Origin of the sequence: Streptomyces sp. NPDC048496 (genome assembly GCF_043200055.1) — a bacterium.
Lineage (GTDB): Bacteria > Actinomycetota > Actinomycetes > Streptomycetales > Streptomycetaceae > Streptomyces.
This window is the reverse complement of record NZ_JBICXB010000006.1, coordinates 202,239-223,670: the sequence shown is the minus strand read 5'-3', so window position 1 is coordinate 223,670 and position 21,432 is coordinate 202,239. Positions and strand designations below refer to the sequence as shown.

Here is a 21,432-nt window from a genome sequence, read left to right as displayed (position 1 = left end):
GTTCGAACCGGAAGGGCGCGTTCTACGTGTCGTCCCACGAGGGGGATACGGTCCACGTGGCCGTAGCCACGGCCTCGCGTACCCGGACTGAAGCGGAACTATGCTTGTTTCCCGCCATTTCCTGCGTCGAAACCCGCTCTTTGATGTGACTTGCACGACGAAGACCGGCCCGGTCTGCATGGAACGGTCAGGGAGGCGTAGCCTTGATTTCCGCTGTCCATCACCTTGTGAAGCGGAAGAGGGCGGTTGCCGCCGTGTCGTCTCAGTCCCCCAGTAACTCAAGCATCTCGACCGACCAAGCCAGCCCGGGCACGAGCCCGGCTGCAGCTTTCGGCCCCAATGAGTGGCTCGTCGACGAGATCTACCAGCAGTACCTCCAGGATCCCAATTCGGTCGATCGCGCCTGGTGGGACTTCTTCGCCGACTACAAGCCGGGTACCTCCGGCACGGCGGACAAGCCCGTTCCCGGCGCCGCAGCCGCGGGGGCTGCGGTGGCCCCGGCCGCCATCGCACCGGCCCGGACCGATCACGCCGCGGCTGCCGCTCCGGCGGAGGCTCCGGCCGCCGCCCCGGCGAGGCCGGCGGCCGCTGCCCCGGTGACCCCGGCCGCACCCGCCGCACCGGCTGCACCGGCTGCTCCGGCCGCGCCCGCCGCTCCGGCCGCGAAGGCCGCCGCGCCCGCCAAGGCGGCCCCGGCCACGGCCGCCGAGGGCCCCGAGTACGTGACGCTGCGCGGCCCGTCCGCGGCCGTGGCGAAGAACATGAACGCCTCCCTGGAACTGCCGACGGCCACGTCCGTCCGCGCCGTTCCGGTGAAACTGCTCTTCGACAACCGCATCGTCATCAACAACCACCTCAAGCGCGCCCGCGGCGGGAAGATCTCCTTCACGCACCTCATCGGGTACGCGATGGTGCAGGCCCTCAAGGCCATGCCGTCGATGAACCACTCCTTCGCGGAGAAGGACGGCAAGCCGACCCTGGTCAAGCCGGAACACGTCAACCTCGGTCTGGCCATCGACCTGGTGAAGCCGAGCGGCGACCGCCAGCTGGTCGTCGCGGCCATCAAGAAGGCCGAGACGCTCAACTTCTTCGAGTTCTGGCAGGCGTACGAGGACATCGTCCGCCGCGCCCGCATCGGCAAGCTCGGCATGGACGACTTCACCGGAGTCACCGCCTCGCTGACCAACCCCGGCGGCATCGGCACCGTCCACTCGGTGCCCCGCCTGATGCCCGGACAGGGTCTCATCATGGGTGTCGGCGCGATGGACTACCCGGCGGAGTTCCAGGGCACCTCCCAGGACACGCTGAACAAGCTGGGCATCTCGAAGGTCATGACCCTGACCTCGACGTACGACCACCGCGTCATCCAGGGCGCCGCCTCCGGCGAGTTCCTGCGGATCGTGTCCCAGCTCCTGCTCGGCGAGAACGAGTTCTACGACGAGATCTTCAAGGCGCTGCGCATCCCCTACGAGCCGGTCCGCTGGCTCAAGGACATCGACGCCTCGCACGACGACGATGTCACCAAGGCCGCGCGGGTCTTCGAGCTGATCCACTCCTACCGGGTCCGCGGCCACGTCATGGCCGACACCGACCCGCTGGAGTACCGCCAGCGCAAGCACCCCGACCTGGACATCACCGAGCACGGCCTCACCCTGTGGGACCTGGAGCGGGACTTCGCGGTCGGCGGTTTCGCCGGCAAGACGCTGATGAAGCTCCGCGACATCCTCGGTGTGCTGCGTGAGTCGTACTGCCGCACCACCGGCATCGAGTTCATGCACATCCAGGACCCGAAGCAGCGCAAGTGGCTCCAGGACCGGGTGGAGCGTCCGCGCCCCAAGCCGGAGCGCGAGGAGCAGTTGCGGATCCTGCGCCGCCTCAACGCCGCCGAGGCGTTCGAGACGTTCCTGCAGACCAAGTACGTCGGCCAGAAGCGGTTCTCGCTGGAGGGCGGCGAGTCCGTCATCCCGCTGCTCGACGCGGTCATCGACTCCGCCGCCGAGGCCCGCCTCGACGAGGTCGTCATCGGCATGGCCCACCGCGGCCGTCTGAACGTCCTGGCGAACATCGTCGGCAAGTCGTACGCGCAGATCTTCCGGGAGTTCGAGGGCAACCTCGACCCGCGGTCGATGCACGGCTCCGGCGACGTCAAGTACCACCTGGGCGCCGAAGGCACCTTCACCGGTCTGGACGGCGAGCAGATCAAGGTCTCGCTGGCCGCCAACCCCTCCCACCTGGAGGCGGTCGACCCGGTCCTCGAGGGCATCGCCCGCGCCAAGCAGGACATCATCAACAAGGGCGGCACGGACTTCACGGTCCTGCCCGTCGCGCTCCACGGCGACGCGGCCTTCGCGGGCCAGGGCGTCGTCGCCGAGACGCTCAACATGTCGCAGCTGCGCGGCTACCGCACCGGCGGCACCGTGCACGTGGTGATCAACAACCAGGTCGGCTTCACCGCCGCCCCGGAGTCCTCCCGCTCCTCGATGTACGCCACCGACGTGGCGCGCATGATCGAGGCGCCGATCATCCACGTCAACGGTGACGACCCCGAGGCCGTCGTCCGGGTGGCCCGGCTGGCCTTCGAGTTCCGGCAGGCGTTCAACAAGGACGTCGTCATCGACCTCATCTGCTACCGCCGCCGCGGTCACAACGAGGGCGACAACCCGGAGTTCACCAACCCGCAGATGTACACCCTGATCGACAAGAAGCGCTCGGTGCGCAAGCTCTACACCGAGTCCCTCATCGGTCGAGGCGACATCACGCTGGAAGAGGCCGAGCAGGCGCTCCAGGACTTCCAGGGCCAGCTGGAGAAGGTCTTCGCGGAGGTCCGCGAAGCCACCTCGTCCCCGGCTCAGACCCATGTCCCGGAAGCGAAGCCCGAGTTCCCGGTCGCCGTCACCACCGCGGTCTCCGCGGAGGTCGTGAAGCGGATCGCCGAGTCCCAGGTCAACATTCCGGAGCGGATCACGGTCCACCCGCGCCTGATGCCGCAGATGCAGCGCCGTGCCGCCTCGGTGGAGACCGGCACGATCGACTGGGGCATGGGCGAGACCCTGGCCATCGGTTCGCTGCTGATGGAGGGCACCCCGGTCCGGCTCGCCGGCCAGGACACCCGCCGCGGCACCTTCGGCCAGCGCCACGCGGTCCTCGTCGACCAGGTGACCGGCGAGGACTACACCCCGCTGCTCTACCTCTCCGACGACCAGGCCCGCTACAACGTCTACGACTCGCTGCTCAGCGAGTACGCGGCGATGGGCTTCGAGTACGGCTACTCGCTGGCCCGCCCGGAGTCGCTGGTCATCTGGGAGGCCCAGTTCGGTGACTTCGTCAACGGCGCGCAGACCGTCGTCGACGAGTTCATCTCCTCGGCCGAGCAGAAGTGGGGCCAGACCTCGGGCGTCACGCTGCTCCTGCCGCACGGCTACGAGGGCCAGGGCCCGGACCACTCGTCCGCCCGCCCGGAGCGCTTCCTCCAGATGTGCGCGCAGAGCAACATGACGGTCGCCATGCCGACGCTCCCGTCGAACTACTTCCACCTCCTGCGGTGGCAGGTGCACAACCCGCACCACAAGCCGCTGGTCGTCTTCACCCCGAAGTCGATGCTCCGCCTCAAGGCGGCGGCGTCCAAGGCGGAGGAGTTCACCACCGGCGGCTTCCGCCCGGTGATCGGCGACGACTCGGTCGACCCGAAGGCGGTCCGCAAGGTCGTCTTCTGCGCCGGCAAGGTCTACTACGACCTGGATGCCGAGCGCGAGAAGCGCGGCGTCAAGGACACGGCCATCATCCGGCTGGAGCGTCTGTACCCGCTGGCGGGTGCCGAGCTGCAGGCCGAGATCGCCAAGTACCCGAACGCCGAGAAGTACCTCTGGGCCCAGGAGGAGCCGGCCAACCAGGGTGCCTGGCCGTTCATCGCCCTGAACCTGATCGACCACCTGGACCTGGCCGTCGGCGCCGACGTCCCGCACGGTGAGCGCCTGCGTCGCATCTCGCGGCCGCACGGCTCGTCCCCGGCGGTCGGCTCGGCCAAGCGCCACCAGGCCGAGCAGGCGCAGCTGGTCGCCGAGGTCTTCGAGGCCTGATCAGCGGCTGTACGTACGGAGGGCCCGGCCCCGCGAGGTGATCGCGGGGCCGGGCCCTCCGGCGTGTACGGGGTGCGGCGGCTTCCGGAGGTTTCCGGCAGGACGTCAGATCAGCTGCGGCTCGAAATCCCAGAAGGGCCGGTTGCGCGAACGCGCCGAGACCGTGTGCACGTGCTGTGCCCCCAGCGTCGAGACCAGGTCGCCCAGCGCTTCGCTCTCCACCTTGTCGGCCCGCTGCCGGTCCCGGGTGCCGCGCAGATCCGCCGCGTACGCGATCCGGGCGGACAGGCTGAGCGGATGGGTACGGCCGAGTGCCTCGGCGGCACGCGCGACGACCGATTCCGTCAGGGCCGCCGCGGACTCCGGATCACCCACGAGATTGCGCAGCGCCGAGGCATTGATGGCGACGCCGAGGGTCCACGGGTGGTTCTCACCGACGGCGCGCGTCGTGTCCAGGAGCGCGTTCTCGCCCAGGACGTGCGCCTGCTCCCGCTCTCCGACGTTGCGCAGGATCAGGGCATGGTTGGAACGGACCCCCGCTACGTACGGACGGGTCTCGCCGAGCATCCGTACGTACCCGTCGACGACGCGTTCGCTTATTGCCCTCGCCTGGTCGATGTCCGCGTGCTCGCGGGCGAAGCAGCTCTGTCCGGCCGCGAACATCATGGTGAGGGGGTCGTCCTCGCCGAGCACCCGTTCGCTGCGCTCGAGTACGCGGGTGAAGAGGGACGCCGCTGCGGTCCGGTCACCACCGCGGTAGCGGCACAGGGCCAGATTGTGTTCGGACAGGAGCGTCTTCGGGTTGTCCTCGCCCAGGACGGTGCGGTGCCTGCGGGTGCTCTGACTCTGGAGGGACTCGGCCTCGGCGTACCGGCCCAGGAGCTGCAGATCGGTCGAGTAGTTGATCTCGGAGCTCAGCGTAAAGGCGTGGCGGTGTCCCAGGCGGTCCCGGTGCTTGTCCAGGGTGCGCCGGTTGAGCTCCCGCGATTCCTCGTAGCGGCCGAGCAGTCGGAGCGAAATGGCCAGGTTGTTCTGGGCGGCCATGGTGCGGGAGTCCTCGCCGAGGATTTCGCGGTAGGAGTTCAACAGTCGCTGCGACATCTCCAGGGCGTCCTCGTACCTGCCGAGCCCCCGGAGATCCGCGGCGAGGCCGTTGGAGGCCCGCAGGAACTCCAGGTCCTTCTCACCCCGCTCCCTGCGCAGATGCTCGACCGCGGCCTGCTCCATGGCTGCGGTCTCCGCGACGGTGTTGAGGGCACGCCGATGGAATTCGGTGCAGACCTCGTCCGGTTCCCCGGTCCGCCGCCACAGGGCCACCCCGAAGCCGCCGTCGAGGATCCGCACCAGTCCGGCCGTGGTCTCGGGGTCCGGCCGGCCGCCGTACCGGCAGAGGACCGGCACGGTCTCGTACGCCAGGGTGTGCAGTCTCGCCACCTCCGGTACGCGTACCCCCATTCCGTCCTCGCAGTCGATGACTTCGGCCTGCGCCGAGGAGTTCCGGGTGCCGTTCCAGCGGGCCCTGCGCAGTCTTTCCACGTCGTCGTCCGGCGGCTGCTCCCGCGCCGAGCGTCGGACGACGACCGGGCGTACGGCTCCGAGCGGCAGCCCGTCGGGGGTCACTTTCCAGTTGTCGACGTCCAGGCCGAGCAGTGCCGGTGGGATCGCGACCTGAAGCATGGCGGGGCTGTCGGGTTCGTCGCACCGCCGGAACGCCTCGGCCTCGGCGAGCCGGATCTGCTGGTCGGCATCGGCCCAGCCGCCGAAGGTGCCCTTCACCTCGCAGTCGCCACTGAGCGTCGTCAGGCCGCCGCCCGGGGCGGGCGCCCAGCCCACGACGCGGACCCTGCGGCCGCGGAGCATGGCCTCCGAGCGCTCGGTGACGTACACACAGGGGTGTTCGACGGGCCGCCGCAGCTGGATGAGCGCGAGGTCGGGCGCGGGCCAGCCCTGGGCGCCGGCCGGCCGGGTCTCGGGCAGCGCGGCGACCACCACGCCGGGGACCTCGGTCAGTTCGGCGTCGTAGGGGTCGGTCCTGAACAGCACGTTCACCTCGCGCTTCGCCCCCTGCATGGCGACATGTGCGCACGTGAGGACCCAGCTCGGGGCAATGAAAAAGCCACTCCCCAGGAAGCCCGGGCCGGGTCCGTCAGTGGCATACCCGTCCCCCCGGCGATGGATGCGTACGGTGGCGTCCCGCACGAGGTCCATGAGCGCAGCCTCCTCCGGCCCCGGACCCCCTTCCGCGCCCCCGGCGGTCTCCTGCGTCATGACCCGCCGCCGTCGGTGGTCGCGGCACCGTCGGGGTGCGCCGGTGCGCCGGGGGACGCTGCGGCGGACGCATCGTCCGCGGATGCGGGGGCGTGCGACGGCGGGGACGCGGGGTCGGACCGCGCGGGCCCCGGCTGCGCGGACCCCGCGGGCGCCGGTCCCGGCGGCGCCGGTGGTGCGGGCGGGGCGACGGGCGCGGGCGGGGCGGACGGAATGGGTGGCGTGGGCGGCGCGGCGGCCTGCGCGGGCACCTGCGGCGTGATCGGCGGCTCGACGGCCGGACCGCCACCGCTCCAGGTGAGCGTCACCTTGATGGCGCCCTTGGCCTCCCCGTCCGCGAGGAGTCCGACCACCTTGCCGGCCTTGGCGGTGAGCTCGATGCCGAATTCGACGCTGACCTCGTCCGGCCGCACGGCCCGCAGCGGCTCGGCGAGCGACCGCGCGACGCTGGTCACCACCCCCTGCAGGCTCTCCACCCGGGCCTGCACCTGGTCGGCGAAGTCCGAGAAGCCGGTGTCCGTGTAGGACAGCCCGTTCCCGGCCGGCCGCCGCTCAAGTTCCTCGGCCCCTGAGATGCGCGCCCAGACCGGTGTGCCGTCCGGCATCTCAATGCGTGCAATACGGGCCCCGCTGTCACTCATGACACCCCCGTTCCCCGAACTCCCCGCAGGTTAACGGCAGTACGCGATCGATGCGATGCACATCCGTCAGGACGCCGGGGCCGGGCGCACCGGTTCTCGGACGTTTCCCGGCCGGATTCCGTCGCCCCCGCCGAGGGTCCCGGCGCCCGCGCTCCCGGCCCCTGAGGGCTGTCGCCAGGCATTAAACTTGCGCCATGTACTTCACCGACCGTGGCATCGAGGAGCTGGAGAAGCGGCGCGGCGAGGAGGAGGTCACTTTCGAGTGGCTCGCCGAGCAGCTGCGTACGTTCGTCGACCTCAATCCCGATTTCGAGGTGCCCGTCGAGCGCCTCGCCACCTGGCTGGCCCGACTGGACGACGAGGACGAGGAATAGGGCGACGCCCGGGGCGCGTCCGCCGGGCCCCGCCGGCCCGGATCAGCCCCCTCGTCCCGGATCAGTGACTCTCGGCCCGGATCCGGTCGTACGCAAGACTGAGTGCTCCGTGCACGATCAGCAGCGATCCCGCGAACGCCCACCCTCCGCTGCGGCGCCCGATCCCCCAGGTGACGAGCGGTACCCCCGCGGCGAGCTGGGCGGTGGCGAGCGCACGCGCCCTGGGGCCTCGCAGCCACGGGCCGAGTCTGCCGCTCTCGACCGCGTCGAGTTCGATCTTCACGGCGTCGCACCAGCCCGCCCAGGCGATCCGCTCCGTTCCGGGCCTGCTGTCGGCCGAGGCGTGCAGCCGATCGGCGGGTTCGCCGGGATCGAGGCCGGCCGGGAGGGTCAGTCCGATGCGGGTGAGTGCGGCGAGGAGGCCGCCCAGCCGGGTACGGGCGTCCGCGTCGGAATCCGGGCGGGTCAGCGTTTCGAGCCGCTGGATGTCCAGGACGGGGTCGAGCCCGAGTCGCGCGGCAAACGTACGCATCGCCTCGTCCTCACCCGCCGGAGTCCCGTCCGCCAGCCAGACGTATCCGACGGGCCGCCGGAAGTCGGACGCGAGCGTGCAGCCGGCCCGGTCGCCGTCCCACCACAGCGCGAGAACCGGCCAGGTGGAGCCGACCGCGAGCGCGGTGGCCCAGCCGCCCACCACACTGTCGACCGGCTGATCCCCTTCTCCCCCGTCCTGCCAGGGCTTTCCCTCCGGCACGAGGACGCTCCACCCGTCACCCGCGGGCGCGAGCAGCATGCGTTCGCGCAGCAGATGGGCCACCGGCCGTACGGAGTCGGGTTCGGCCCGGCAGAGCAGCAGCGCGCCCACGGGTGATGTCGCGTTCATGCCCCACACCGTAGGGCAATTTGCCCATATGTGGAGCCATTTGATCGCCCCGGGCCGCCCCATCCTCCCTTGACTTCCTCGATCCGCGATATATCGTGTTCTTCAAGAGACGCGATATGTTGCGTCATGGCGTGCTCCTGGGAGGTCAGATCCATGCCTGTGTCGACGTGGACCATCGTCGAGCCTCGGAAGCTCACCTTCGACGACCCGGTGACGGCGCTCAGCGTGCGCATCGTCAACGGCACCGTCAACGTCGTCGGCACCGAGGAGCCGACCGCGCGGCTGGAGGTCTCCGCGATCGAGGGCCCGCCGCTCAATGTGACGCAGGAGAACGGCATCCTCACGGTCGCCTACGAGGACCTGCCCTGGCACGGCTTCCTGAAGTGGTTCGACCACCAGGGGCGGCACCGCAGCACGGTGGTCTCGCTCACTGTGCCGGTCGGGTCGACGGTGGAGCTCGGCACGGTCGGTGCCGGAGCGCTGGTCTCGGGCATCCGGGGACGTACGGACGTGCGCGGCATCACCGGCGACACCACGCTCGTCGGCCTCGGCGGCACGGTCCGCGCGGACACGGTCTCCGGCAATGTGGAGGCCCAGTCCGTCACCGGGGAGCTCCGCTTCAAGTCGGTCTCCGGCGATCTGACGGTCGTCGAGGGCGCCGGGGCGGCGGTACGGGCCGAATCGGTCAGCGGCAACATGGTGCTGGACCTGGACCCGACGGGGAAGCCCACGGACATCCGGCTGACCACAATCTCCGGCGAGGTCGCCATCCGGCTGCCGCACCCGGCGGACGCGACGGTCGAGGCGAACACGGCCAGCGGCGCCGTCTCCAACGGCTTCGAGGATCTGCGGGTCGGCGGCCAGTGGGGTGCGAAGCGGATCACCGGGACGCTCGGCGCAGGCACCGGGACGCTGCGTGCCACGACCGTGTCGGGGTCGATAGCCCTGCTGCGCCGCCCGCCGGCCGAGGACGATCCGTACGACGCCGAGTCGACCGGAAAGGTGCTCTGACATGCCCTCCGTATTCGCCCATGGGCGGCTCCGCCTCTACCTGCTGAAACTCCTGGACGAGGCACCCCGTCACGGCTACGAGGTGATCCGGATCCTGGAGGAACGTTTCCAGGGCCTGTACGCGCCGTCGGCGGGCACCGTCTATCCACGCCTGGCCAAGCTGGAGGCCGAGGGTCTCGTCACGCATGCCACCGAGGGCGGCCGCAAGGTCTACTCGATCACCGACGCGGGCCGCGCCGAACTGGCGGACCGCGGCGGCGAACTGGCCGATCTGGAGCTGGAGATCCGCGAGTCGGTCTCCGAACTGGCCGCCGAGATGCGGGACGACGTGCGGGGCGCGGCGGGGAAACTGCGCAGCGAGATGCGCGCGGCAGCCGGCGAGACCCGGCACACCTCCGCCACCGGAACGGGCGCGAAGAGCGACCGGGGCTCCCCGTTCGGCGATTTCAGTGACTTCACGGACTTCGGCGACAGCGAGGCCTGGCGCACCGCCAAGGAGGAAGTGCGCAAGGCCAAGCAGGAGTGGAAGGAGCAGGCCCGCCGGGCGAAGGACGAGTCCCGCCGTGCCCGCGAGGACGCCCGGCAGGCGCGCCGCCAGGCCAAGGAGGCCCAGGAGAAGGCGCGCGAGCAGATGCAGAACGCGGCCCGGCAGGTCCAGGAGCACTTCGCCCGGGGTGACTGGCCCACCGGCGTACGGGAGGGGCTGGCCGAGATCACCGGCCGCCTGGCCGGCTACACCGGGACGACCGGCCGGCCCCCGTACACCAAGCCCGAACCGGCGGCCGCCGACCCCGACTGGGGCAAGGAGACGGGCACGACGGGCGACCCGGCCCGCGACCTGGACCGCCTGCTCGACCGCTTCCGGGACGACATCCGCGACGCGGCCCGCGACCGGGGCGTCACGGAGGACCAGCTGGTGGAGGCCCGCCGCCATCTGTCGACGGCGGCGGCCCACATCGGCGCGCTCCTGCGGAACGGCGCCGACGCCAAGGAGTGAGCAGGGCCGGGGGCATGCCACCTGGCTTGCCCCCGGCACGTCCACCACATCCCTACCCCGCCTTCGCCCGCCCCTCGGCTCCCCCGGCACCCTCCCCGTACAGCGCGCGCGTGACCGCCTCGTGCGTCGCCCCGTGCTCCGCCAGCACATCGGCGAGGCGCGGACGAAGCGACAACTGCCGCCATGAGGCTCCGACCGCACGCATGGCGGCAGACCTCAGCAGCAGAACTGACGCATCATCATCTCTGCGTCAGAGGGCAGTACTTCAGAACGTGGTGAGTACGATCTTTCCGAACTGGTCGCCCGAGGCGAGCCGCTCGAACCCCTCGCGGGCGCGGTCCAGCGGCAGCACCTCGTCGATGACGGGCCGCACTCCGGTCGTCGCGCAGAAGGCCAGCAGGTCCTCCAGCTCGTCCTTGGACCCCATCGTCGAACCGACGACCTTCAGCTCCAGGAAGAAGATCCGGGTCAGCTCGGCGTGCGAGGGCCGGTCGCCGCTGGTCGCGCCGGAGATGACCAGGGTGCCACCGGGGCGCAGCGACTTCACCGAGTGGGACCAGGTGGCCGCGCCGACCGTCTCGATGACGGCATCGACGCGCTGCGGCAGCCGCGCGCCGGGCTCGTACGCCTCGATCGCACCGAGCTCGACGGCCCTCTTGCGCTTGGCCTCGTCGCGGCTGGTGGCGTAGATCCGCAGCCCGGCAGCCTTGCCGAGGACGATCGCGGCGGTCGCGACACCACCGCCCGCGCCCTGGACGAGGACGGAGTCACCGGGCCGTACTCCGGCATTGGTGAAGAGCATCCGGTACGCGGTGAGCCAGGCGGTCGGCAGACAGGCCGCCTGCTCGAAGGTGAGTTCCTTCGGCTTGGGCAGCACATTCCAGCTGGGGACGATGACCTGCTCGGCGAAGGTGCCCTGGTAGCGCTCGGTGAGGATGGACCGGGGCTCGTTCGGGCCGACACCGTGCCCGGTCTGGCCGATGACGGAGTGCAGGACGACCTCGTTGCCGTCCTCGTCGATCCCGGCTGCGTCGCAGCCGAGGATCATCGGCAGCTTGTCCTCGGCGAGGCCGACGCCACGGAGCGACCAGAGGTCGTGATGGTTGAGGGAAGCGGCCCGGACATGGACGGTGGTCCAGCCGGGGCGCGCCTCGGGGGCGGGGCGCTCGCCCAGCTCAAGGCCGGTGAGGGGGTGGTCGCGGTCGATGCGGGCTGCGTAGGCGGCGAACATGGCCCTGACCCTAGGCGCGAGGCGGGTGCGGCGGAACCGGCGAGGCGTGTGACGTGGCCCGCGCGGCCGTACCCGGGGGCGCGTGGCATCGTTCACCCTCGCCGGCGTTCGAGGCGTGGGGTCCGGGGCCGGGCCCCGGTTCGGGAAGGGGCGGGGCGGGGCGACGGTCCGCCGCAGGCGTCCCGCACCCCCACCCCGCCCCGAGCTCACCTCAGCGGCGCGCCACACCCTCCGCGCGTGCCGCCGCGGCAACCGCGGCCGTCACCGCGGGAGCAACCCGCTCGTCGAACGGCGAGGGAATCACGTAGTCCGCCGCCAGCTCGTCCCCCACCACATCCGCCAGCGCATTCGCTGCGGCGATCTTCATGCCCTCGGTGATGCGGGACGCCCGCACCTGCAGCGCACCGGCGAAGATGCCGGGGAAGGCCAGCACGTTGTTGATCTGGTTCGGGTAGTCCGACCGGCCCGTCGCCACGACCGCCGCGTACTTGTGCGCGATGTCGGGGTGGACCTCCGGGTTCGGGTTGGCCATGGCGAAGACGAACGCACCGGGCGCCATCGACGCGACCGCCGCCTCCGGCACCGTGCCGCCGGAGACGCCGATGAAGACGTCCGCGCCGACCAGTGCCGTCTCCAGCGGACCGGAGATGCCGGCCTTGTTGGTGATCTCCGCGAGTTCACGCTTGACGTCCGTCAGGTCCTCGCGGTCCCGGCTGACGATCCCCTTGCGGTCGGCCACGGCGACGTCACCGAGCCCCGCCTCCAGCAGGAACTTGGCGATGGCCACCCCTGCCGCCCCCGCGCCGGAGATGACGCCGCGCAGGTCACCGAGGGTCCGCCCGGACAGCTTCGCGGCGTTGCGCAGCGCGGCCAGGGTCACCACGGCCGTACCGTGCTGGTCGTCGTGGAAGACCGGAATGTCGAGCCGCTCCTGCAGCCTGCGCTCGATCTCGAAGCAGCGGGGCGCCGAGATGTCCTCCAGATTCACCCCTCCGAAGGACGGTGCGAGCCGGACGACCGTCTCCACGATCTCGTCCACATCGGTCGTCGCGAGCGCGATCGGCACCGCGTCGACCCCGCCGAACTGCTTGAAGAGGATCGCCTTGCCCTCCATCACGGGCAAGGACGCCTCCGGGCCGATGTCTCCCAGCCCGAGCACCGCGGTGCCGTCCGTCACGACAGCGACGACCTGCGACTTCCAGGTGTAGTCGTGAACCAGCTCGGGATTCTCCGCGATGGCGCTGCACACCTTGGCAACACCTGGTGTGTACGCGAGGGACAAGTCGTCCTTGTCACGCAGCGGGACGGTGGCCTGCACGGCCATCTTCCCGCCGCGGTGGAGCGCGAAGGCCGCGTCGAACGGCTCATCGGTGGCGCTCCCGGTACTGCTGTCAGTCGTGCTGTCGCTGCGAGGATTGACGATCTCCGCTGCCATGGTGATGACCCCTTAAGTCTTCTTTGTCTGAGGGTGGCCACTCCTGGTTGAGGAGGGGTGGGCGGGCACCGCGTACGTCCCTGCACTGGGGCGGTTGGCCCGCTCCGACAGGGGGAGGTGCGTACGCGCGGGCGCGCCGCACACGCGCCCCGAGCCCCGGATGAGGGGTGTAAAGGTCTTTCTTACCGGACAGACCGCATCCCGGACGAGTTCAAACCGACGCGGTGACGTGCCTCATAGTCGAATATCTGGACAAGTCGACTAATCAACCAAATATCCGTCCACCATTCGAGACGCGCCGAAGATTCTCCGGCCGGAAGAAGAAAATCTCATAGAAGGTCCGGCCTTGATGTACCGGCCCACTGAGGTTCGGGGATCGCCCGTTACCCGATTTTGACATGACTGGCCCCCTGTTTGGGCTAGTCCGAATGGCAAGATGCCGTAACCATACGAGGCGGCGACATCCGACGATGTGTGCCATACCGCCTGGCAACTCCACCCTCACCCGCCGGAGGAACCCGATCATGACCGCACGCACCACCCGTCGTACGACCGCAACGTCCCGGATTGCTGCGGTCTGCGCCATCGCGGTCGCCGGCACCATGCTGCTGACCGCCTGTGGCGACCAGACCAAGGCCGGAACGAAGCCGTCCGAATCGACGAAGAGCTCCTCCGGGGCGTCCTCCCCCGCCGACCTCCTGCCGCAGGACATCAAGGCCAAGGGCGTCATCAAGGTCGGCTCGGACATCGCGTACCCGCCGGTCGAGTTCAAGGACAAGTCCGGCAACGTCGTCGGCATCGACCCCGACCTCGGTGCAGCGCTGGGCAAGGAGCTCGGCGTGAAGTTCGAGTTCGAGAACGGCACCTTCGACACGCTGATCTCGGGTCTGCGCGCCAAGCGCTACCAGCTGGCGATGTCGGCGATGACCGACACCAAGGACCGCCAGGAAGGCATCGACTCCGCGACGAAGAAGAAGGTCGGCGAGGGTGTCGACTTCGTCGACTACTTCACCGCCGGTGTCTCGATCTACACCAAGAAGGGTGACGACAAGGGCATCAAGACCTGGTCCGACCTCTGCGGCAAGAAGATCGCCGTGCAGCGCGGCACCGTCTCGCACGACCTCGCCAAGGCCGAGGCCAAGAAGTGCACGGGTGGCAAGACGATCTCGATCGAGTCGTACGACACGGACCTGGAGGCCCAGACCCGGCTGCGCAGCGGTGGCGTCGACGCCGGCTCCTCCGACTTCCCGGTGGCCGCGTACGCGGTGAAGACCTCGGGTGGCGGCAACGACTTCCAGATCGTCGGCGAGCAGGTCGAAGCCGCTCCGTACGGCATCGCCATCGCCAAGGGCAACGACCAGCTCACCAAGGCCGTCCAGGCGGCCCTGGACGCGCTGATCAAGAACGGCGAGTACGGAAAGATCATCGCGAAGTGGGGCGTGGAGGCCGGCGCGGTCACCGAGGCCAAGATCAACGGCGGATCCTGACCGGGACCTGTACGGAAAGGCTTCACCTGTGACTGACATCGAGAAGACGGGCCCGGCCGACAAGCCGCCCGTTCCCCCCACCCCGTCGGCCGGACCGGAGGCGATCAAGGCCATCCCGGTCCGGCACTACGGCCGGTACGTCTCGGCGGTCATCGCCATCGCCGCGCTCGTCGCGATCGTCTACGCCTTCTCGCAGGGCAAGATCAACTGGGGCGCCGTCCCCGACTACTTCTTCGACGACCGGATCATCAGGGGCGTCGGCCAGACCCTGCTGCTGACCGCGCTGTCGATGGTCATCGGCATCGTCGGGGGCATCCTGCTCGCGGTGATGCGGCTGTCCAAGAACCCGGTGACCTCGTCCATCGCGTGGTTCTACATCTGGTTCTTCCGCGGCACCCCGGTCCTGGTACAGCTGTTCGTCTGGTTCAACCTGGGTCTGGTCTTCGAGTACATCAACCTCGGGCCGATCTACAAGGACTACTGGTCGAGCTTCATGACGCCGCTGCTGACGGCGCTGCTCGGCCTGGGCCTCAACGAGGCCGCGTACATGGCCGAGATCTGCCGCGCCGGTCTGCTCTCGGTCGACGAGGGCCAGACGGAGGCGTCGCACGCGCTGGGCATGAGCCACGGCAAGACGCTGCGGCGCGTCGTGATCCCGCAGGCGATGCGGGTGATCGTGCCGCCGACGGGCAACGAAGTCATCAACATGCTGAAGACGACGTCGCTCGTGTCCGCGGTGCAGTTCACCGAACTGTTCCGGTACGCCCAGGACATCGGATCGTCGTCCGGAGCCCCGGTGGAGATGTACTTCCTCGCCGCGGCCTGGTACCTGATCATGACGTCGGTGCTGACCGTGGGCCAGTTCTACCTGGAGCGGTACTACGCGCGCGGTTCGAGCCGCAGCCTGCCGCCGACCCCCATACAGAAGATCCGGGCCAACCTGCTGTCCCTGGGACGCCCGTCGGGAGGCATGGCATGACCGCCATGGTGAAGGCCGAGGGCGTCCACAAGTCCTTCGGCGCCGCACACATTCTCAAGGGCATCGACCTGGAGGTCGCCCCGCGGGAGGTCTTCTGCCTGATCGGCCCGTCCGGTTCCGGCAAGTCGACGTTCCTGCGGTGCATCAACCACCTGGAGCAGATCAACGCCGGCCGGCTCTATGTCGACGGCGATCTGGTGGGCTACCGCCAGAAGGGCGACAAGCTCTACGAGCTCAAGGACACCGAGGTCGCCCTGAAGCGCCGGGACATCGGCATGGTCTTCCAGCGGTTCAACCTCTTCCCGCACATGACGGCCATCGAGAACATCATGGAGGCCCCGGTACAGGTCAAGGGCGAGGCGAAGGCCGTCGCCCGGGCCCGCGCGGAGCGGTTGCTGGACCGGGTCGGCCTGGCCGACAAGGCGAAGAACTACCCGTCGCAGCTCTCCGGCGGCCAGCAGCAGCGGGTGGCGATCGCCCGCGCACTGGCCATGGAGCCGAAGCTGATGCTCTTCGACGAGCCGACGTCGGCCCTCGACCCGGAGCTGGTGGGCGACGTCCTGGACGTCATGCGCGGGCTCGCGGAGGACGGCATGACGATGGTCGTCGTGACCCATGAGATGGGCTTCGCCCGGGAGGTCGGCGATGCGCTGGTCTTCATGGACGACGGGGTGGTGGTCGAGTCGGGCCACCCGCGCGACGTACTGACGAACCCGCAGCACGACCGGACGAAGTCGTTCCTGTCGAAGGTGCTGTAGCGGTACGGGAATGACACGAGGGCGGTACGGACTCCGGTCCGTACCGCCCTCTCCCATATCCCCGTATCCCCGTATCCCCCGCCGGGCTACTTCTTCGGCAGCAGCTCCGGGCTCAGCATCAGCGTGCGCAGCTGGGCGCGCGTGAGCGGGGTGTTCTTGAGCAGCGGCCCCTGCGAGGTGTCGGCCCGGAAGCCGGTGCTGTCCCGGACGGCCAGCAGCCCGCCGTCCTTCATGGTGAGCCGACCGACGAGTTCGAAGCCCCACTTCGGCGTACCGTCGTAGTTCATCGAGTCGCTCCAGATGGTCAGCACCCGGCCGTCCGGCAGTTCCTCGCGAACGCAGTCGGTCGGGCGCGGCCCGGTGGCCGGCTTGCAGATGTTGTCGGCGGGCTCGAATCCGCCGGACTTCTTGCGGACCTGCTCGCCGCTCATGGCGCCGATGACGAGGTAGCCGACGCCCCCGTCCCTGCGGACGGCGTACTGCCCGTCCAGCGGCCCCACCGGATGCTCCTTGGCCTGTTGCCGGGTCGCGTGCTTGATGATCACGGCGAGTGAGACCTGCTCGACCGAGCCGACCCCCTTGGGCAGCAGCTCGACGAGCTTCTTCGCCCGGCCGCTGTTGCCGGCCGGTTCGGCGGGCGCCGCCACCGAGGCCTGCTCCTCCTTCGGCTGCGCGGTCAGCCCCGGGACCGCGACCGCTCCGGCCGTGACCACGGCGAACGCGGCCGCCGCGACCGTGGCCCGGCGCCGCCACCGCACCCGGGCAGCCTTCGCGTACACCCCTTCGGTGCTGATGACCGGCTGCCCCGCGTGCTCGGCGGCCCGCCCCAGCAGCTCCCTGACGTCGCTCATACGTATTCCTCCGCCATCTCGGCGCGCAGCGCCGCCAACCCCCGAGCCGCGTGGCTCTTGACCGTGTTCTCCCGCATCCCGAGCATGTCGGCCGTTGCCTCGACGCTCAGGTCCTCCCAGTACCGCAGCACCAGAACGGCCCGCTGCTTGGCCGTGAGCCGGGCGAGGGCCGCCCGTACCGCAAGGCCGGTGTCCGGGTCGGGCGACCGGCCCGCGCGGTCGGGCAGTTCGCCGTACGCCTGCTCGCGCCGCCAGAACCGGCGGCGGGCGGCGATGAAGGTGTTGACCAGCGTCTTGCGCGCGTACGCCTCGATGTTGTCCAGCCGCCCGTGCCGCCGCCCGCCGAGCACGACCTTCACGAGGGTCGACTGGACCAGGTCCTCGGCCTCGTGCCGGTCACCACAGAGCAGATAGGCGCTGCGGAACAGTGCCGTACGTCTGCCCTCGACGAAGGCGTGCAGCGCGGCATCGTCATCGATCCGCATCGTCGGCGCCCCTTCCCGGGTCCGCGGGTGCGAACCGTCTCACCCTTCCAGTGCGCCAGGATGCGCGGCGGGTTGCAGCAGGGGCGGAAAAAGTTCGGGGCGGTACGGACCGGAGTCCGTGCCGCTCATCCCCCGCACCTGTTTCGCAGCGAGTACCACCGCATCCGAAGCGATGGCGAGCACAACCCCTTGCTTCATCGCAAGCCGTCCCAGGCAGTGATGAGCGCGATATCCAGCCAGCCCGCTGCCCAGGCATAGTGCGGCTCCAACCAGCCGGCCTTCTCCCGTTGTTCCCTCGTCCACTGCACGTTGCAGATGTCCCGGAGTTCCGGCGTCCAGACACAAGCACTCGTGTCGACCTCATCGCCGCGCAGCGGCTTGTCCGAGCCCTGCCACTGCACCGAAACATGGCGTGGGTCAAACCGGTTCTTCGTCTGCGGCTCAATGACAATGCTTGAGAAGACGGTCCTCAAGATGGCGCGTCGGCGTTCAATTCCGAGCTCAGGCCATGTGCGGGTGAGCTCCGGATCTAGCAGCACCGCGTACTCGGTCGACGGTGTGGCATTCGCGATCACACGCTCTGCTTGCACCCTCTGGTCGCTCCACTTCCTCGTGAAGCGGTTGTACTCCCCAGGTCCGATCTGCCCGTCCTCCGCCGCGCGCCGCCACTCCTCAATCTTGGACTCCGCCCGATCCCGTTCAGCAATGGCCTCCCGTATGTCAGTGCCACCATGAGTCAGGAGTTCGGCGAGGTCCGGCCGGGCCAGCCGGAGGAACAACAACATGGTGACGTACTTTTCGAGTTGCCACGCCGAACGGGACACGTGGTGGCTGTGGCAGACATAGACCTCTTGCGCGTAGTCTCCGCGCTTCCTGTGTACGTTTCGCGCCCCCCTCACAGGCTCACCGCACACGCCACACCTGGCGAATCGAGCGAGCACATACTTGACCGCCGCCACGCGCCCCGTCTGCCGAGAGAGCAGGCGTGCGCGCGCCGCGTAGAACGTCTCGTCGTCGATGAGACGGGGCCAACGAGCCCTCGCCGTGACTGTCTGTGTTTCTCCACGCGGAAGCTCGTAGCTGATCTTCCGCTCGACACGTCCGATGTACCCGACGTTGAAAGCCATGTCACGGATGGTCTGCCTGCTCCACTCGCCGGTGGCCTTCTGCCGGCCGCCGGGCGTAGGCACCTTCCGCCCATCCAGGTCGTCCTTGATTCGCTTGATGGACTCGCCCAGAGACATACGGGTGATTACCTCGCGGACAATCATCACAGGGGTATCGCCCGCGTCGGTCACAGCCGTGTCGTCAATGATCCAAGTAGGCCGGTTGCCTCCGTCCGGAGCCCCCTTCTTGAGCCCGTACGGCGGTCGGCCATGGGGGCGGCCCTCTTCCGCCGCACCGCTGATACCCCGCTGCGCCCGGTCGGAGACGAGCCCGGCCTCCATCTCCGCCCCAACCCCGTCGACAGTGGCCATCCAGCGGTCGTCGGAGTCGCGGGGATCGATGATCCTGCCGGAATACCAGAGGCGCACGCCGACCTCGGCGCAGGCGTCGATGAGTTCGAGCCAGTCACTCGTGACTCGCTCGAATCGGCTCACCTCCCAGGCGGCGATCAAAGTCGCCTGCCCCTCTCTGACGAGGCGCTTGAGCATCATGAACTCTTGACGGTCCTTGACTGCGAACCGGCTGGCTGAGCAGCCGGTGTCCTTCAACTCAGCTATGACGAACCAGCGTTGGGTGTTGGACACTGTTCGCAGGGACTTGAGCTGCTGATCGGTGGAGCGAGTGTCCAGCACCGTGGCGGACGGCCCCTGTTTGATGTGACTCACCCTGGCATAGAGGATGACCTTCTCCGCTGGCCGCACGCCTTACGCCCCCTAACGGATCAGGCGATGACAACACTCGGCAACGATGCCTTTCCCGCTGTCCCACCAGGGGTGCAGGTCGGGACAGTCACCTTTTCGAGTACAGAAACCTCTCGCTACGTAATACGCTCGATAGGGCCACGGCCATTACGGCATCAATACGATAAGGACTACAAGTGGAACTGGCCTATTACTCGGACTACGCCGTACGCCTGGTCAACACCGAGGAGCCGGCCCGCAACAAGGACTCCCTCACCGCGGTCGAGGCCGTCCGCGATCTCTTCGGCACCAATACGCAGGCCGCCCGGCGCGCCACCGACGCGGACGTGACCCGCTTCCGGTCGGTACGGGCACGGCTGCGCGCCGTTTTCGAGGCGGCCGACACCGGCGACGAGACGCTCGCCGTCGACCTGTTGAACTCGCTGCTGCTGGAGTTCCCGGTCAGCCCGCAGATCTCCGGCCACGACACCCGTGACGCGGACGGAAAACCGGACTGGCACATGCACCTGGCCGACCACCCCTCGAACGCGACGGCCGGCTACGCCGCCATCGCAACGATGGGTCTCGCCTTCCACCTCACGTCGTACGGGGTGGACCGGCTCGGGCTCTGCGAGGCCGCGCCCTGCCGCAACGCGTACCTCGACACCTCGACCAACCGGTCCCGCCGCTACTGCTCGGACCGCTGCGCGACCCGCGCCAATGTGGCCGCCTACCGGGCCCGCAAGCGCCTGGAGACGGAGCGCGCCGCCGACACCGGCCGCAGCGCGGAGACCGCCCAGGCCAGCACCGCGCGGACCGAACGCTGATCCTTCCTCAGCGGCCGGTAGCGGGCCCGGACCCGGGCCAGCACCAGCTCTTCGGGCACCGTCCCGTAGTCCGTGCTGTCCCCGCCCGCGAACGTGTTGTCGGCCAGCACCCACCAGCCGCCCGCGCGGCGCTCGGTGGCCCGCTTGACGACCAACAGGTCCTGTTGGAACGGGTGGCGCAGGACGACCACGTCACCGGGGCGCACCGGCGCCCCGTACTGCACGAGCAGCCAGTCCCCATGGTAGAGCGTGGGCACCATCGACGGCCCCGTCACCTCCACCACCTGGAACGGCAGCCGCCCCGCCATGCCCCGCACGGGCTCCTGCGCCACCTCCGGCACCTCCGGCATCTCCGGCACCTCCCCGGTCCGTTCCGTGCATTCGACGACTGGTCCCATACTCACCCTGGACTTTTGGCCTAAGCCCATGGGGGCACCCACGAAAACACGTCCCTCACGGAGTAATGTCCCACCTGAGAAGACGATCACGAGGAAGGACAGCTCAATGCTTTCCCGCCTGTTTGCCCCCAAGGTGAAGGTCAGCGCCCACTGCGACCTGCCCTGCGGCGTGTACGACCCGGCCCAGGCCCGCATCGAGGCGGAGTCCGTCAAGGCCGTCCAGGAGAAGTACCAGGCCAACGAGGACCCGCACTTCCGGGCCCGCGCGGTGGTCATCAAGGAGCAGCGCGCCGAGCTTGCGAAGCACCACATCTCGGTGCTGTGGAGCGACTACTTCAAGCCCCCGCACTTCGAGAAGTACCCGGAGCTGCACCAGCTGGTCAACGACGCCCTCAAGGCGCTGTCGGCCGCGAAGGCCTCCACGGACCCGGCGACGGGCCAGAAGGCGCTGGACTACATCGCCGAGATCGACAAGATCTTCTGGGAGACCAAGAAGGCCTGATCGCCGAGTTGGCACATGCGGCGGGTCCGGGCGGACCCGACTGCCGCAGCGCGGACGGCGTACACGGCCAGGAGGGCCCGGCAGCTTCGGCTGCCGGGCCCTCCTGGCGTTCGACGGTGCGCGAGTACGAGGTCTCGGGCCCCACCCCCGGATCTGCTCCGGCTCGGGCAGCCTGATCGGCGGGGAGCCGTCCGCTTCGAGGAACGCGTGCGGGCCGTGCTCGTGGACATACGCGGCGTGGGTCAGGCGGGCGCCCGGTCGCACCCACGGGTTTCCGGTGTTCTCTTCGAGCTGATCGGACATCAGCGCCCCTGCGTGCAGGGCGAATGTCCCGGGCCTGCCGTCCTGCTCGGCCGGGGCACCGTCGCCGGGCGCTCGGCCC

Annotated in this window: 19 protein-coding genes and 1 pseudogene; 9 read left to right on the top strand and 11 right to left on the bottom strand. The window is 69.4% G+C overall.

Annotated elements, in window-relative coordinates; translation table 11 throughout:
- The first annotated feature begins 254 nt into the window (after positions 1–254).
- Entirely contained in the window at positions 255–4,076 is a 3,822-nt protein-coding gene (locus ACGFSA_RS09640; protein ID WP_393302153.1) for a multifunctional oxoglutarate decarboxylase/oxoglutarate dehydrogenase thiamine pyrophosphate-binding subunit/dihydrolipoyllysine-residue succinyltransferase subunit, read from the top strand.
- 105 nt (positions 4,077–4,181) lie between these two features.
- Here the strand turns inward: ACGFSA_RS09640 and ACGFSA_RS09635 are convergent, their stop codons facing one another.
- From ACGFSA_RS09635 to ACGFSA_RS09625, 3 genes and pseudogenes are all read right to left on the bottom strand, one after another.
- The gene (locus tag ACGFSA_RS09635) at positions 4,182–5,852 is read right to left on the bottom strand and encodes a tetratricopeptide repeat protein (protein ID WP_393302231.1); all 1,671 of its coding nucleotides are present in this window, start codon (positions 5,850–5,852) and stop codon (positions 4,182–4,184) included.
- A 39-nt stretch (positions 5,853–5,891) separates the two neighbouring features.
- Positions 5,892–6,284 (bottom strand): annotated as a pseudogene (locus ACGFSA_RS09630) (trypsin-like serine peptidase); the annotation flags it as partial.
- A 56-nt stretch (positions 6,285–6,340) separates the two neighbouring features.
- The gene (locus ACGFSA_RS09625) at positions 6,341–6,985 is read right to left on the bottom strand and encodes a CU044_2847 family protein (RefSeq protein WP_393302150.1); all 645 of its coding nucleotides are present in this window, start codon (positions 6,983–6,985) and stop codon (positions 6,341–6,343) included.
- Between the two features lie 194 nt (positions 6,986–7,179).
- Here ACGFSA_RS09625 and ACGFSA_RS09620 point away from each other — a divergent pair, with 194 nt between their 5' ends.
- Positions 7,180–7,359: a DUF6104 family protein gene (locus ACGFSA_RS09620; RefSeq protein WP_023586593.1), complete on the top strand. Its 180-nt coding sequence runs from the start codon at positions 7,180–7,182 to the stop codon at positions 7,357–7,359.
- Between the two features lie 61 nt (positions 7,360–7,420).
- Here the strand turns inward: ACGFSA_RS09620 and ACGFSA_RS09615 are convergent, their stop codons facing one another.
- Complete coding sequence (locus tag ACGFSA_RS09615; RefSeq protein WP_393302147.1) at positions 7,421–8,242, bottom strand: hypothetical protein; 822 nt, start codon at positions 8,240–8,242, stop codon at positions 7,421–7,423.
- A 153-nt stretch (positions 8,243–8,395) separates the two neighbouring features.
- Here ACGFSA_RS09615 and ACGFSA_RS09610 point away from each other — a divergent pair, with 153 nt between their 5' ends.
- Complete coding sequence (locus ACGFSA_RS09610) at positions 8,396–9,253, top strand: DUF4097 domain-containing protein (protein WP_393302144.1); 858 nt, start codon at positions 8,396–8,398, stop codon at positions 9,251–9,253.
- A 1-nt stretch (position 9,254) separates the two neighbouring features.
- A complete protein-coding gene (locus tag ACGFSA_RS09605) occupies positions 9,255–10,250 on the top strand; it encodes a helix-turn-helix transcriptional regulator (protein ID WP_393302141.1) in 996 nt (331 codons plus the stop codon).
- Positions 10,251–10,302: 52 nt separating this feature from the next.
- Here ACGFSA_RS09605 and ACGFSA_RS09600 read toward each other — a convergent pair whose 3' ends face one another.
- The 3 genes from ACGFSA_RS09600 to ACGFSA_RS09590 form a co-directional block, all read right to left on the bottom strand.
- The gene (locus ACGFSA_RS09600; protein WP_393302138.1) at positions 10,303–10,455 is read right to left on the bottom strand and encodes a hypothetical protein; all 153 of its coding nucleotides are present in this window, start codon (positions 10,453–10,455) and stop codon (positions 10,303–10,305) included.
- A 60-nt stretch (positions 10,456–10,515) separates the two neighbouring features.
- Positions 10,516–11,481 carry a zinc-binding dehydrogenase gene (locus tag ACGFSA_RS09595; protein WP_393302135.1) on the bottom strand — a complete coding sequence of 322 codons (966 nt, stop codon included), beginning with the start codon at positions 11,479–11,481 and terminating at the stop codon, positions 10,516–10,518.
- A 211-nt stretch (positions 11,482–11,692) separates the two neighbouring features.
- Positions 11,693–12,916 carry an NADP-dependent malic enzyme gene (locus ACGFSA_RS09590; RefSeq protein ID WP_393302132.1) on the bottom strand — a complete coding sequence of 408 codons (1,224 nt, stop codon included), beginning with the start codon at positions 12,914–12,916 and terminating at the stop codon, positions 11,693–11,695.
- Positions 12,917–13,440: 524 nt separating this feature from the next.
- On the opposite strand from ACGFSA_RS09590, the gene ACGFSA_RS09585 reads away from it, so the two are divergent.
- The 3 genes from ACGFSA_RS09585 to ACGFSA_RS09575 are packed head-to-tail and all read left to right on the top strand — an operon-like array spanning position 13,441 to position 16,140.
- Complete coding sequence (locus ACGFSA_RS09585) at positions 13,441–14,403, top strand: ABC transporter substrate-binding protein (protein ID WP_393302129.1); 963 nt, start codon at positions 13,441–13,443, stop codon at positions 14,401–14,403.
- A 28-nt stretch (positions 14,404–14,431) separates the two neighbouring features.
- Positions 14,432–15,382 (top strand): amino acid ABC transporter permease, encoded by a 951-nt coding sequence (locus ACGFSA_RS09580; protein WP_393302126.1) that lies wholly within the window; start codon positions 14,432–14,434, stop codon positions 15,380–15,382.
- Entirely contained in the window at positions 15,379–16,140 is a 762-nt protein-coding gene (locus ACGFSA_RS09575) for an amino acid ABC transporter ATP-binding protein (protein ID WP_393302123.1), read from the top strand. The genes ACGFSA_RS09580 and ACGFSA_RS09575 overlap by 4 nt, the downstream gene beginning before the upstream one ends.
- Positions 16,141–16,226: 86 nt before the next feature.
- On the opposite strand, the gene ACGFSA_RS09570 is transcribed toward ACGFSA_RS09575, so the two are convergent.
- From ACGFSA_RS09570 to ACGFSA_RS09560, 3 genes are all read right to left on the bottom strand, one after another.
- Positions 16,227–16,991, bottom strand: coding sequence for a hypothetical protein (locus ACGFSA_RS09570; RefSeq protein ID WP_393302120.1), 765 nt, complete (start codon positions 16,989–16,991; stop codon positions 16,227–16,229).
- Entirely contained in the window at positions 16,988–17,476 is a 489-nt protein-coding gene (locus ACGFSA_RS09565; RefSeq protein ID WP_393302117.1) for a SigE family RNA polymerase sigma factor, read from the bottom strand. Before ACGFSA_RS09565 ends, ACGFSA_RS09570 begins: the two co-directional genes overlap by 4 nt.
- Positions 17,477–17,670: 194 nt before the next feature.
- The gene (locus tag ACGFSA_RS09560) at positions 17,671–19,344 is read right to left on the bottom strand and encodes a recombinase family protein (protein WP_393302114.1); all 1,674 of its coding nucleotides are present in this window, start codon (positions 19,342–19,344) and stop codon (positions 17,671–17,673) included.
- A 176-nt stretch (positions 19,345–19,520) separates the two neighbouring features.
- Here ACGFSA_RS09560 and ACGFSA_RS09555 point away from each other — a divergent pair, with 176 nt between their 5' ends.
- The gene (locus tag ACGFSA_RS09555; RefSeq protein WP_393302111.1) at positions 19,521–20,150 is read left to right on the top strand and encodes a CGNR zinc finger domain-containing protein; all 630 of its coding nucleotides are present in this window, start codon (positions 19,521–19,523) and stop codon (positions 20,148–20,150) included.
- Here ACGFSA_RS09555 and sodX read toward each other — a convergent pair.
- Positions 20,054–20,500 carry a nickel-type superoxide dismutase maturation protease gene (gene sodX, locus ACGFSA_RS09550; protein WP_393302107.1) on the bottom strand — a complete coding sequence of 149 codons (447 nt, stop codon included), beginning with the start codon at positions 20,498–20,500 and terminating at the stop codon, positions 20,054–20,056. The genes ACGFSA_RS09555 and sodX overlap by 97 nt on opposite strands.
- 154 nt (positions 20,501–20,654) lie before the next feature.
- Here sodX and sodN point away from each other — a divergent pair, with 154 nt between their 5' ends.
- A complete protein-coding gene (sodN, locus tag ACGFSA_RS09545) occupies positions 20,655–21,050 on the top strand; it encodes a superoxide dismutase, Ni (RefSeq protein ID WP_266981604.1) in 396 nt (131 codons plus the stop codon).
- Positions 21,051–21,432: the final 382 nt, after the last annotated feature.